General features: G+C 72.5%; 12 protein-coding genes. 5 read left to right on the top strand and 7 right to left on the bottom strand.

Annotated features, from left to right (window positions below; genetic code table 11):
• The first annotated feature begins 18 nt into the window (after window positions 1–18).
• On the top strand, window positions 19–861 hold the full coding sequence (locus MRBLMI12_RS08315; RefSeq protein WP_363355576.1) for a UbiA family prenyltransferase: 843 nt from the start codon (window positions 19–21) through the stop codon (window positions 859–861).
• 187 nt (window positions 862–1,048) lie between these two features.
• Here the strand turns inward: MRBLMI12_RS08315 and MRBLMI12_RS08310 are convergent, their stop codons facing one another.
• From MRBLMI12_RS08310 to MRBLMI12_RS08295, 4 genes are all read right to left on the bottom strand, one after another.
• Window positions 1,049–2,188, bottom strand: a complete 1,140-nt coding sequence (locus MRBLMI12_RS08310) for an FAD-dependent oxidoreductase (protein ID WP_363355574.1) — start codon at window positions 2,186–2,188, stop codon at window positions 1,049–1,051.
• Window positions 2,181–2,885, bottom strand: a complete 705-nt coding sequence (locus MRBLMI12_RS08305) for a methyltransferase domain-containing protein (protein ID WP_363355572.1) — start codon at window positions 2,883–2,885, stop codon at window positions 2,181–2,183. The genes MRBLMI12_RS08310 and MRBLMI12_RS08305 overlap by 8 nt, the downstream gene beginning before the upstream one ends.
• A 94-nt stretch (window positions 2,886–2,979) precedes the next feature.
• Entirely contained in the window at window positions 2,980–4,137 is a 1,158-nt protein-coding gene (locus MRBLMI12_RS08300) for a type III polyketide synthase (RefSeq protein WP_363355570.1), read from the bottom strand.
• 172 nt (window positions 4,138–4,309) lie between these two features.
• Window positions 4,310–5,809, bottom strand: coding sequence for an MFS transporter (locus tag MRBLMI12_RS08295; protein ID WP_363355568.1), 1,500 nt, complete (start codon window positions 5,807–5,809; stop codon window positions 4,310–4,312).
• Between the two features lie 57 nt (window positions 5,810–5,866).
• On the opposite strand from MRBLMI12_RS08295, the gene MRBLMI12_RS08290 reads away from it, so the two are divergent.
• Window positions 5,867–6,403: a winged helix-turn-helix domain-containing protein gene (locus tag MRBLMI12_RS08290; RefSeq protein ID WP_363355566.1), complete on the top strand. Its 537-nt coding sequence runs from the start codon at window positions 5,867–5,869 to the stop codon at window positions 6,401–6,403.
• Between the two features lie 267 nt (window positions 6,404–6,670).
• A complete protein-coding gene (rraA, locus tag MRBLMI12_RS08285) occupies window positions 6,671–7,138 on the top strand; it encodes a ribonuclease E activity regulator RraA (protein WP_363355564.1) in 468 nt (155 codons plus the stop codon).
• A gap of 244 nt (window positions 7,139–7,382) precedes the next feature.
• Here the strand turns inward: rraA and MRBLMI12_RS08280 are convergent, their stop codons facing one another.
• Window positions 7,383–8,750 carry a glucose-6-phosphate dehydrogenase gene (locus tag MRBLMI12_RS08280; RefSeq protein ID WP_363355562.1) on the bottom strand — a complete coding sequence of 456 codons (1,368 nt, stop codon included), beginning with the start codon at window positions 8,748–8,750 and terminating at the stop codon, window positions 7,383–7,385.
• Window positions 8,751–8,886: 136 nt separating this feature from the next.
• On the opposite strand from MRBLMI12_RS08280, the gene MRBLMI12_RS08275 reads away from it, so the two are divergent.
• A complete protein-coding gene (locus MRBLMI12_RS08275) occupies window positions 8,887–9,297 on the top strand; it encodes a VOC family protein (RefSeq protein ID WP_363355560.1) in 411 nt (136 codons plus the stop codon).
• A 143-nt stretch (window positions 9,298–9,440) separates the two neighbouring features.
• Window positions 9,441–10,010: a hypothetical protein gene (locus tag MRBLMI12_RS08270; RefSeq protein WP_363355558.1), complete on the top strand. Its 570-nt coding sequence runs from the start codon at window positions 9,441–9,443 to the stop codon at window positions 10,008–10,010.
• 1 nt (window position 10,011) lies between these two features.
• Here the strand turns inward: MRBLMI12_RS08270 and MRBLMI12_RS08265 are convergent, their stop codons facing one another.
• Together MRBLMI12_RS08265 and MRBLMI12_RS08260 are read right to left on the bottom strand one after the other, a co-directional pair.
• Window positions 10,012–11,121, bottom strand: a complete 1,110-nt coding sequence (locus tag MRBLMI12_RS08265) for an ABC transporter permease (RefSeq protein ID WP_363355556.1) — start codon at window positions 11,119–11,121, stop codon at window positions 10,012–10,014.
• A complete protein-coding gene (locus MRBLMI12_RS08260; protein ID WP_349425558.1) occupies window positions 11,118–12,002 on the bottom strand; it encodes an ABC transporter ATP-binding protein in 885 nt (294 codons plus the stop codon). Before MRBLMI12_RS08260 ends, MRBLMI12_RS08265 begins: the two co-directional genes overlap by 4 nt.
• Between the last annotated feature and the right edge of the window lie 271 nt (window positions 12,003–12,273).

Raw genomic sequence — 12,273 nt, 5'->3', positions numbered from 1 at the left:
GCCGTGAGAGCATCGAGCGTGCGCACCGTCCGTGCCCTGTGGGGCTCCTCGCATCCCGGGCCGACGCTCGTCGTGACGGCGCTCGCGCTCGCGCTCGGGATCGCGACCGGGCTCGAACTCTGGCGCATCGCGCTGCTGACGGTCTCGGTGTTCGCCGGCCAGCTGTCGGTGGGCATCTCGAACGACGCGTTCGACGCGACCCGCGACCGAGAGGTCGGCCGCACCGACAAGCCCCTCGCGCGCGGGGACGTCGCCGTCGGCATCGCGTGGGCGGCGGCCCTCGGCCTGCTCGCGCTGGCGCTGGTGCTCTCGGTGCCGCTCGGCTGGCGCATGCTCGCGGCGCACGCCCTCGCACTCGGGTCTGCCTGGGCGTACAACGCCGGCCTCAAGTCGACGCCCTGGTCCGTCGTCCCCTTCCTGGTGAGCTTCGGGATCTTCCCGTCGCTCGCGACCCTCTCGGCTCCCGACCCGGCCTTCGCGGCCGGCTGGGCGTGGATCGCCGGCGCGGCGCTCGGCGCCGCCGTGCACCTCACCAACGTGCTGCCCGACCTCGACGACGACGCCCGCACCGGCGTGCGCGGGCTGCCGCATCGGCTCGGCCCCCGGGCGTCGGCGGTCACCGCCGCGCTCGCAGTGGTCGGGGGTGCGATCGCCGTGCTGCTCGGCGCGGCCGGCGGCGACCTCGCTGCTGTGTCCGCCGTGTCCTGGGTGTTCTTCGTTGCGGTCGTCGCCGTCGCGGTCGTCACCGCGTGGCGAGCGATCGCGCGGCCGCCGACCCGCGCCCTGTTCCGCCTCGTGATGCTCGCGGCGCTCCTCCTCGCCGTCCAGCTCGTCGCCTCGGGCAGCGCGCTCGCCGGCTGACGCGCGGTCCCTGCACGGGTTCGGGGCGCAGCCGGTGCGTGTGGGGCGCGTGCGGTGCCTGCGCGGGGTTTGGGGCGCAGGCGGTCCGTTCGGGGCGCGTGCGGCGCGCCCCAAGCGCACGGCATGCGCCCCAAACCCAAGGAAGGGCAGGAAGGGACGGATGCCGCCGCGAGGGGCCCAACGCCGGTCAGGCGTCGGCGTCGAAGTCCATCGCGTACGCCCGGGCGAACAGGCGACCGGACGGACCGGCGAGCATCGCGCGCACGGCCGTGCGGCGCAGCAGGTCGGTGTGCGGCAGCGCGCGGCCGAGGGCGGTGTTCACGGTCGCCATTGCCGCCGCGGCCCGAGCCGACCGCAGCCGGCGCTCCTCCCATCTGCGCAGCTCGGCGTCGGGCGGGGCGCCCGTGCGCATCCACGATGCGAGGAGCGGGGCCAGGGTCACGGCGTCGAGCAGGCCCAGGTTCATGCCCTGACCGCCGATCGGGCTGACCTCGTGCGCCGTGTCGCCGATCGCGAACACCCGTCCGTTGCGCAGCTGCGGCGCGACGACCCGGCGGACCCCGAACGACGTCGCCGTCTCCACGGCGTTCGCTGCCGCCTGCTCGCCGCGGCGGGCGAGCGCCTCGCGCAGCCGTCCGGCGCGGGCGTCAGGCGCGTCATCGCCGCCGGGAGCATCCCAGGCCACGAACCGGCGCCGGCCGCCGGGCAGCGGGAAGGACTCGAGCACCCCGTCGGGGTCGAGGTGCACCAGCGCGACGTCGTCGTCGGAACGGCCGGCGGTGGCGGCATCCGTCATCAGATAGCGGTCCCGGTACTCCCGCACGCCCACGCGGCCGGGCCGGTAGACGAGGTCGCGGCCGCCCGCGCCGCCCGCGACCACCACGATGCGGCTCTCGAACTCGATGATGCGGCCGAGGTGCGTCGCCCGCACCACGACGCCGTTCGCACGCGGGATCACCGCGATGACGCGGGCGCCCCGCAGCGGCTCGGGGGCTCCGGCACCGAGCACGGACTCCGTGGTCGACTGCGGAAGCGTCGCCACGAAGGGGAACCGCGCGGCCAGCGCGTCGAAGCGCACAGTGCCGAGCACGCGTCCGCGACTGCGCGCCTCGCCCCGCCGCACGCGCACGGCGTCGGCGAGCAGCCGGTCGGTGAGTCCCGACGGCTCGAGGGCGGCGAGGACGGGGGAGTGGATGCCGATGGCCCGGGTGCCGTCGCCGAGCGCCGGCCGGCGCTCCAGCATCCTCACGTCGACGTCGCGACGCGCGAGTTCGGTCGCCAGCAGCGTGCCCACCGGGCCCGCTCCGACGATCGTGACGTCAGCCACGACCGCGACCCGTCGCGAGCACGCGGAACGGCGCCGGTGTCTGCACGGCCCACGTTCCGAGCCTCGCCTCGTCGAGCACGGCGGCCAGCTCGGCCGGCGTGTAGCTGCGCCGGATCGAGCGCAGCCCGTCGGTCCGCAGGAACGTGCCGGGCGCGAACGGCGTGATGCCGATCGCGTACAGGGCGTAGGCGAGCCGCGAGCGCGCGATGTCGCTGTGCAGGACCAGTCCGTGCGACAGCGCCTGCGACTGGGCGACGAAGTCCGGCAGATCGGCGCCGAGATGGTGCAGCACGTGATTCGACAGCACGGCGTCGAAGGTGTCGCCCTCGGCGACCAGGGTGGCGGCATCCATGCACCGGAAGCTCACGCCGTCGATGCCGTCGCGCTCGAGCGCCACCTCGTGCGAGCGGGGGTCGGGGTCGATGCCGGTCCACTCGACCTCGATGCCGTCGCGCTTGGCGGCCGCAGCCAGCCGCATGACGAGGTCGCCGCCGCCCGAGCCGATGTCGAGCACGCGTGCGGGACGCCCCAGCGCCGCCAGGTGCGGAGCGAGCTCGCGCCGGTAGACCGTGCCCCACCCCGAGACGAGGCGGTTGATCGTGCCGAACCGCCGCAGCGTGGCGCGCAGTCGGTCGGGGTCGCACGCCGGGTCGTCCATGAGCTCGGCCAGGCGCTCGTCGCGGACGGCGAGGGTCACGCGGGCCCGCCCGCGAGCATGTGGGGCGCGGGTGACGGTCGGCACGATGCGCGTACGTCACGCTCGCCGACAGCGAGGGCGGCCACCGCCGGCATCACGCGGATGCCGCCAAGGTGAGGGCGATGTCGTCGTCCACCGCTTCGGCCACCCGCCGCTTCGTCATGAGCGCCGATTCGACAGTGAGCCCGGGACCGAAGGCCAGCCCGGCGACACGGGCGCCGTCGCCCACCGCGTCGTCGCGCAGCAGCGCCGCGAGGATGAAGAGGATCGTCGCGCTCGACATGTTGCCGAAGTCGCGCAGCACGCCGCGGGAGGCGGCCAGCGCGTCGGGGCCGAGCCCCAGCCCGGTCTCGACGCGATCGAGCACGCTGCGTCCGCCCGGATGCACCGCCCACACGGCCGGCTCGCCGTCGTCGCCCAGGAATCGCGCCACCGCGCCCTGGATCTCGCGGCCGATGATCCGCGGCACCTCGGCCGACAGCACCATCTCGAAGCCGTTGTCGCCGATCGTCCACACCATGTCGGTCTCGCCCTCGTCGGTGAGCGCGCTGCCGAAGCGTTCGAGGTCGAGCCCGCCGGCGCGGCCGACGGCCGGGTCCGCCGTCACGATCGCTGCTGCGGCGCCGTCGGCGAAGACGGATGCCGCGACGATCTGCTGCGGATCGGCAGACGCGCGCACGTGCAGCGAGCAGAGCTCGGTGCAGACCACCAGCACCACGGCGTCCGGCCGCGTCGCGGCGAGCGCCGTCGCGACCCGCAGCGCCGGAAGCGCGGCCGCGCACCCGATGAATCCGAGGTGGCAGCGCTCGACGGTGGGACTCAGGCCGAGGTCGCGGACGAGGCGATAGTCCGGTCCTGGCGCGAACAGACCCGTGCAGGACACGGTGACGACGTGGGTGACGGCCGACGGCTCGATGCGCCCGTCGCGCAGGGCCTCGCGGGCCGCCTCGGCCGAGAGCGCGGGAGCGGTGGCGATGTAGAGGTCGTTGCGCGTGCCGGTCGTCGGGGAGAGCAGTCGCCCCTCCGCGTCGACGAAGGCGGGAACCCCCGCCGCCCGTGGACCGGGCGGTGTGGCCAGGTCGGTCAGGACGGTGTGACGCTGTTCGATGGCCGAGGCGTCGAACACCGCCTGGATACGCCGCCGGGTGAGGCGATCGACACCGTCCTGCCCCGCGAACAGCGCACGGACATCGTCCTGCCGGATCCGGGTCGCAGGGACCGCCGTGCCGATCGAGACGATGCGCGCCGTCATGGAGCAACCTAAGCACGACCGGGCACCCGTCAGCACCGTCTTGCCGTAATCCGGGCCGTGAGGTACCGGGCGGGGGTGCCGGCCGTGAGGCACGGCGACGTCGCGCGCGGAGCGCGGAGGCCCCGACCCGACCCTGCACGGCGGGCCGGGGCATCCGGCGATCTTCGCCCGCTCAGCGCCCGGGCTCGGCGCCCCCGCCGTCCTCGGCAGCGGCAGCGCCGGTCCCGCCGGTCCCGTGCTCCTCGTGGGCGTCGGGCAGCTCGCGCATGCCCCAGAAGGGGCCGATGACGACGAAGAGGCAGGCCAGCAGCTCGCCGCTCGCGGCGATCCAGAGCGTGGGCACGGTGCCGATCCAGGTGCCGAGCGCACCGGCGAGGAGGGCGCCGATGGGCATGACGCCCCACACCACGAATCGGATCGAGGCGTTCATGCGGCCGAGGAGCCGCGGTGGCGTGATGCGCTGGCGGAAGGTGACCTGCGTGATGTTGTACAGCAGGATCGTGAAGCTCATCACGAAGAACTGCACGACCAGCAGGGGGAACGCCAGTGCCGGGACGAGCGAGATCGCGGGCAGGAAGAACGGGGCGAGGGAGAAGGCGATCGCACTGATCGGGATCGCCCGCGCCTCGCCGAGCCGCTTCACGATGCGCGGCGTCGCGATCGCCCCGAGGAGCCCACCGACCGCCGACAGCGAGAAGACGATGCCGAGCATCTGCGGCGTGAGGCCGAGCTCGCGCAGCGCGAAGATCGGCAGCAGGGTGGTGGCCATCGTGCCGAAGAAGTTCGCGACGCCGGTGGTGCCGACGATGCGGCGCAGCAGCGGATTGCCGAACACCCACCGCAGGCCCTCGGCGATCTCGTGCACGAGCGGCCTGTGGTCGTCGGGGGAGCGCAGCCGCTCGTGGTCGCGGGTGAACAGCAGCGCCACGAACGAGGCGAGGTAGGTGCCGACGGTGAGGAAGATCGCCAGCGGAGCGGCGAGCACGCCGACCAGCCATCCGCCGACCGCCGGACCGGCAAGGCCCGCCAGCTGCTCGGTCGACTGCAGCTTGCCGTTGGCCTCGGCGATCTGATCCGTGCGCACCAGCGAGGGGATGATGCTCTGGTTCGACACGTCGAAGAACACCGTCGCGATGCCCATGATCAGAGCGACGACGATCATGTGCCAGATCTCGAGCGCGCCGACCAGGGCGAGCACGGGCAGCGTGCCGAGGGCGACGGCCCTCACCCCGTCCGCGACGATCATGACGTGGCGCTTGCGCATGCGGTCGATCCAGGCGCCGGCGGGGAGTCCGACCACCAAGAACGCGGCGACCTGCGCGGCGTTGAGGACGCCCACCTCCCACTCGGTCGCATCGAGCATGAGGACGGCCAGCACGGGGATCGCCAGCTCGGTGATCTGCGCGCCGAACTGGCTGAGCGCCTGGCCGCTCCAGAGGGTCAGGAAGTTGCGGTCGCGCCACAGCGAGCCCTTGCCGGCCGCCGGGGCGGGCGTGGTGGCGGCGGGGGTGCGCGTCGCGGCGGCGGCTGCGGCATCCTGATCCGCCTCCACGGCCTCATCGGCACCGGCTCGCGAGGTGAGGGTCGAGGCCTCGGCACGCGCTTCGGCGAGCGTCTCGGCGGCGAGCTCCTCGGGGGTGGCGACCGCGCGCAGCTCGTCTGATTGGGACATGTCAATCAGTCTGCGTCACTGATTGAGGTCTGTCAATCAGTGGCGTACGCTGGCCATGTGGGGGACGAAGGGGAAGGCCGGGTCGAGCTGCGCCACGGGGATCCCGAGGCGGAGGCGCGGATGCGCGCGCTGAGCTCGCCGCTGCGGCTGCGCGTGCTGCGGCTGTGCGCGTTCGAGTCGCGCACCAACAAGGAGCTGGCCGAGCTGCTCGGGATGAACCCGGGCACGATGCTGCACCACGTGCGCACGCTCGTGCAGACGGGCTACCTCGCTGCCGAGCCCGAGCGCTCCGGCGCGCAGGGAGCGCGCGAGGTGCCGTACCGCGCGACCGGACTGTCGTGGCGGACGTCGATGCCCGGCGGTTCCCCCGTGCTCATCGAGACGTTCCTGCAGCAGATCGAGGGCGTCGATCCCGATGACCTCGACACCACGTGGCTCGGCCTCAAGCTCACGCCCGAGCACCGCACCGAGTTCCAGCACCGTCTCTACGAGCTCGTCAACGAGTTCAAGGAGCGCGGCCCCGACCCCGACGGCGACACGTACTCGTTCTTCAGCACGCTGCACCCCGACGAGAACCCGCCCGCCGCCCACTGACCTGCGCTTCGACGCCCGCCCACGCGTGCCCGCTCGCGACCACGCGCGCCCGTTCGCGTCCGCCCGCCCGCCCACGCGTGCCCGCCCGCGTCCACGCGCGCCCGCCCACCTGCGCCCGCCCACGCCCGTTCGCGTGCGCAACTCAGGAGATCCGGCGGAGGGTTCCTCGTCGGACCCCGGAATCCTGCATGTGCTCGGCGAAAGTGCCGCGATTCTTCCTGAGTTGGGAACGTGTGTGGGGGCGTGACGGGCGCTTAGCCTGAGGGGATGACCACCGCCACGGCTGACCTGTACGACAAGCGCGGCGACGAGCTGGACTCGCTCGCGCTGCAACTGCACGATTTCGGCGGGCGCGTGGCGTTCGACGGCCCCGTGCGAACGGTGCGGTGCCACCGGGACAACGCGCTCGTGAAGGAGCTGCTCGCGACCCCGGGCGCAGGCGCGGTGCTCGTGATCGACGGCGGAGGGTCGCTGGAGTCCGCGCTCGTCGGCGATCTCATCGCGGCGTCCGCGGTCGAGAACGGCTGGGCCGGGCTCATCGTGTTCGGCGCGATCCGCGACCGCGTGGCCATCGGCGAGCTGCCCATCGGCGTCAAGGCGCTGGGATCGAACCCCCGCAAGAGCGCGAAGGCCGGGATCGGCGAGGTCGACGTTCCGCTGGCGATCGCGGGTGTCGCCTTCGTTCCGGGCACGCACGTGTGGGCGGATGCCGACGGGATCCTCGTGGAGCGCTGAGCGCTGAGCGCTGGACGCAGGACGCTGAGCGCTGAGCGCTGAGCGCTGAGCGCTGAGCGCTGAGCGCTGAGCGCTGGACGCTGGACGCTGGACGCTGAGCGCTGAGCGCTGGGCGCCGCGGGCAGGCCCGGGGCGCCGGCCACGCTGCGCCCCGTCCGGTCGGGATGGGCCTGCCGCCGCGCTGCCGAAGCGACTGCCGGGATGTGCCGGGCGCACGCGCTGCTGTGCCGGCCCGCGCCGTGGCTCAGGGCAGCTTCTGCCAGTGATCGGGTCCGAGCGAGCCGGCCGGGTACTCGTCGAGCGGCACCTCGCCCGCACGCCAGGCCACGAGCACGGGGTCGACGATGCGCCACGACTGCTCGGCGGCGTCCCCGCGCACGGCAAGCGTCGCGTCGGCGTCGAGGATGCCCGACAGCACCTCGCCGTACGCCTTGAGAGCCCCGGCGCCGAGGTCGGCCTCCAGGATCGCGCGCTCGAGCTCCAGGGGGTCGTCGCCGCCGTTGACGTTGAGCTCGAGGTCCATGCGGTCGGGTCCGAGCGAGAAGCGGAGCACCGAGCCGGGTGCGGCGCCCGTGAGGCCGTCCGGAACATGGTTGACGGGCCGGAAGGTCACGACCACCTCGCAGTCCTTGCGCGCGAGCGCCTTGCCCGAGCGCAGGGTGAACGGAACGCCCCGCCACCGCTCGTTGCGCACCTCGCAGGTGAGCTCCGCGAGGGTCTCGGTCTCGCGTGAGGGGTCGACATCCGGCTCGTCGACGTACGACGGCAGCCGGCGGTCGCCGACCGCGCCCGCGGTGTACCGCGCACGCCGCGACGCGAGCGCAGGATCGTCCTGCCACACGTGCGTCGCGCGCAGCACCGCAGCGGTGGCATCGCGGAAGTCCCGCTCGTGCAGTGTGGCGGGCGGCTCCATCGCCAGCACCGCCATGACCTGCAGCAGGTGGCTCTGGATCATGTCGACGAGAGCGCCGGCCCGGTCGTAATAGCCGGCGCGGCCCTCGAGTCCCAGCGTCTCGTCGTAGCGGACAACGACCGACTCGATGTGCTGCGACGACCACACCGGCGCGAACACGCGGTTGGCGAACCTGACGCCCAGCATGTTCAGGGTCGTCGACCGGCCGAGGAAGTGGTCGATGCGGAAGACCTGCTCCTCGGGGACGAGGCCGGTCACCGTCGCGTTGAGCCGCCGCGCCGAGGCCTCGTCGACGCCGAAGGGCTTCTCGAGCGCGAGCACCGTTCCCTCGGGGATCGTCACGGCGGCGAGGGCCTCGCAGGCTGCCGCCGCCACGGCGGGCGGCACCGCGAAGTACAGGGCGAGGCGGTCGCCGGGATCGGCGACCACCCGCTCGAGGTCGCGCGGGTCGGTGATGTCGGCGCGCTGATAGGTCGTCTCGGCCACGGCCCGGAACGCCTCTGCGAAGCCGCCCGCGGCGAACGCCTCCCGCACGGTGTCGCGCCAGCGTGCGTCGTCCCAGTCGTCCATGCCGGCGCCGCGCAGCCGCACGCGGCGCTGCGGCTCCATCGTGAGCAGCTGCCCCAGGGCGGGCAGCAGCAGCCGGGAGGTGAGGTCGCCCGAGGCGCCGAGGATGACAAGCGTGGTCTCGTTGGCCATGAGGTCAACCTATTCACGCGGCACGGCGTCCGGGAGGGGCTTGTGCGATCCCGTCCGCGATGCCGACGGTGAACCCCTCGACAGGCCGGACCCGCAAGAGGATCGTGGTCGTGGGGACACACACTGGGAGGCTGTCATGTTCACAACCGATCGTCCGTTCTCGAGCTTCGCCGTACCCGACGTCGGCGAGGCCGTGGCGTTCTACCGCGACACCCTGGGGCTCGACGTGACCGTGTACGAGGAGATGGGCGGTGGGTTCACCATCGCGCTCCCCGGCGGCGGCCACGTCTTCGTCTATCCGAAGGAGGATCACGAGCCGGCCGTGTTCACGATCCTGAACTTCAGCGTGGACGATGTCGACACCGCCGTCGACGACCTCAACGCCCGTGGGGTGACCACGAAGATCTACAGCGACCCCGACTACGGCACGGATGAGAAGGGGATCTCGCGGGGCTTCGAGGGAGGGCCCGACATCGCGTGGTTCCGCGACCCTGCGGGCAACGTCATCGCAGTCGGCGAGATGGCGCCGGAGATGATGGGCGGCTGAGCGCGCCGGACGGACGGATGCCTCGACCCGCGCCGAAGCGCCGGGCCGCGGCATCCGCGTGCCTGATCCGCCGGAGCACCCCCGGGCCACTACGGGGGTCCACTGGATGTCGTGGGCCCACGCGTATCCGCTTGGCTCGTGACATGCGAATCCTCACCTTCCTGCGGACCTGGGCTGCCGTCGCCCTCGGCTGCCTGCCGCTCTTGGCGCTCATGCTCGTGCCTCAGCTCATGCGCAGTCGTGCCGGCAGCGAGGCCCTGCTGATGATCGGCGTGCTGGCATTGTTCGCGCTGCTCGCGATCGCCGTGGTGTTCGCGCCCAGGATGAGCGCGTCCGCAGCGCCGGTCGAAGGGGTGTGGGAGGCGCGAACGGCGCTCAGTGCAACGCGTCGAGTGTGGCGCGGCCGCACAGCGCAGGCGTGGCTCGCGTTCGGCGCCTTCCTGGTCGTGTACGGCGTCGGTCAGGCGGTCGGCTACCTCGTGGGGACGCTGGTGCCGTACGTGCATGACAACCCCGCGGCCGTAAGCGATCCCACCGCGTCGCGGTGGGTCATCGACTATCCCGCCTATGCCCTGCAGGCCGTCGTGCTCTACGCGTGCACGACCCTCGCGATCGCGGTCTACGCCGCTCGCATGCGGACTCTCGCGATCGAGCTGACCCCGCCGGCCCCCGGCGGAGCCGAGGGCCGGCGGGTGGTAGCCGGAATCCGCTAGTTCAGCCGGCGAGGGCCTCCGAGAGCTTGACGCGGCCTCCCATGCGCAGCAGCGAGTTCTCGTAGATGCGCGCGGCGATGAGGATCGCGGCGATGCAGGTCGCGATGAGGATCGCGATCGACACGAGCGGCTCCCACCACTGGGCGTCGCCGAGGAAGATCCGCATCGGCATGCCGACCGGGGCGGAGAACGGCACGTAGGACATGACCGCGAGCACCACCGGGTTGTCGTTGAAGAAGATCACCAGGAAGTACGGCGCCATGATGAGCATCGTCAGCGGTCCCGTGGTCGAGCCGATGTCCTCCTGCCGCGACACCATCGAGGCTGCGGCGGCGAACAGCGACGCGAGCAGGATGAAGCCGAACAGGAAGAAGATCGCGAACCAGGCGATCGGCGCACCGAGGCCCTGCAGCAGCTCCGTCTGATCGGTGACGGTGAGGCCGATCACCGCGATCGCGGCGAGGATGAGGATCTGGCCCATGGCGAGGACCGTGTTGCCGATCACCTTGCCCGCCAGGAGCGAGCGCACCGGGATGGCCGAGATCAGCAGCTCCACAACGCGGGTCTGCTTCTCCTCGACGACGCTCTGCGCGATCGTGCTGCCGAACAGCGACGCGGCGAGCAGGAACACGATGCCGAAGCCGACGGCGGCGATGTAGCCGAGCGCGGCGTTGACCTCATCCGGATTCAGCAGCTCGACCGGCGGCAGCTGCGCGAGCTGCAGCAGCAGCTGCGTCGGCGGGGACGAGTCCGCGACCACGGCGAAGCCGAGGGGCGACGACGTGTCGGCCACCACGGCCGCGTCGACCGTGCCGTCCTCGACGAGCGCCTCGGCGGCGGATCTGTCGGCGACCTCGGTGACGTCGAGGCCTTCTGCGTTCACGACGTACTGCTGGGCATCGGCGGTGACCGCGACGGGCGTGCCGGTCGCGTTCGCCGCCTGGAGCCCGCCCCAGATCACGAGGGCGAGCGCACCGACGAACAGGATCGCGGTCGAGATGACGAACGCCTTGCTGCGCAGCTTCGAGCCGATCTCGCGCTCGGCGACGAGCCAGATGGCCTGGCCGCTGCCCAGCACCGCATGGGCCTGGCGGGTGTTGGTGGTGCTCACTGGATGACCTCCCGGAAGATCTGGGCGAGGGACGGATGCTGCGGCGCGAAGCTCGCGACATCCCCTTGTGCGAGGGCCCGGCGCAGCACCCGCTGCGCGGTCTCGTCGCTGTCCGCGTCGAACACCGCGTAGCCGCCGTCGAAGTCGAGGACATCGACTCCGGGCTCGGTCCGCAGCCACCCGGCGTCGCCGGCGGAGACGAGCTCGAAGCGGCGCGTCGAGTGCTGGGCGCGCAGTGCGTCCCGGCCGCCGGCCGCGCGGATCGTGCCGCCGGCGATGATGACGAGGTCGTCGCACAGGCGCTCGACCACGTCGAGCTGGTGCGATGAGAACAGCACGGCGGCGCCGGCCGCGGCGCGCTCCTGCAGCACACCCGCCACGACGTCGACCGCGAGCGGGTCGAGGCCCGAGAACGGCTCGTCGAGGATGAGCACCTGCGGGTCGTGCACGAGCGCCGCGGCGATCTGCGCACGCTGCTGGTTGCCGAGGGAGAGCGTTTCGACGTTGTCGTTCAGGCGCTCGCCGAGTCCCAGCTGCTCGAGCAGCGCGCGGGCGCGGGCCTCGGCATCCGCCTTGGCGAACCCGTGCAGGCGCGCGAGGTACACGATGTGCTCCAGCACCTTCATCTTGGGATACAGGCCGCGCTCCTCGGGCATGTACCCGAACCGGCGGCGGTCCGCCGCCGTGACCTCGGTGCCGTCCAGCGTGACGGTGCCGGCGTCTCCGGCGAGCACCCCCAGCACGATCCGCATGGTCGTGGTCTTGCCGGCGCCGTTGCCGCCGACGAAGCCCGTGAGCCGGCCCGGCCGCACGTCGAACGACACGTCGTCGAGCACGCGGCGCCCCCCGTAGCTCTTGCCGATACCGCGAAGCTGCAGCATCCTGTCTCCTCTCGCACCCTGCGGCCGAACAGCCACAGGTGTCGGCCTCGCACCCCGGTGGTCGAGCCCCACCACACCGACGCTACGCACCGCCTGCGGCGGCGTCCTCCCCCCGGAGGGGGATCATCGCCGTCCGCTCCACGGGGGAGACGTGTGCGCTGTCATGTCGCATGCGTGGGAATAGATGCACAGGTTCATGTGCTTGCATGGAATTGGAACGTCCACGGTGGCCCCCCACCGGGGACGCCTCTGTCTTTCAAGGAGAACAACA

It is taken from the genome of Microbacterium sp. LMI12-1-1.1 (genome assembly GCF_040676455.1).
Lineage (GTDB): Bacteria > Actinomycetota > Actinomycetes > Actinomycetales > Microbacteriaceae > Microbacterium.
Note: the sequence above shows the minus strand (reverse complement) of the source record. Positions and strands in the feature narration are given on the sequence as shown.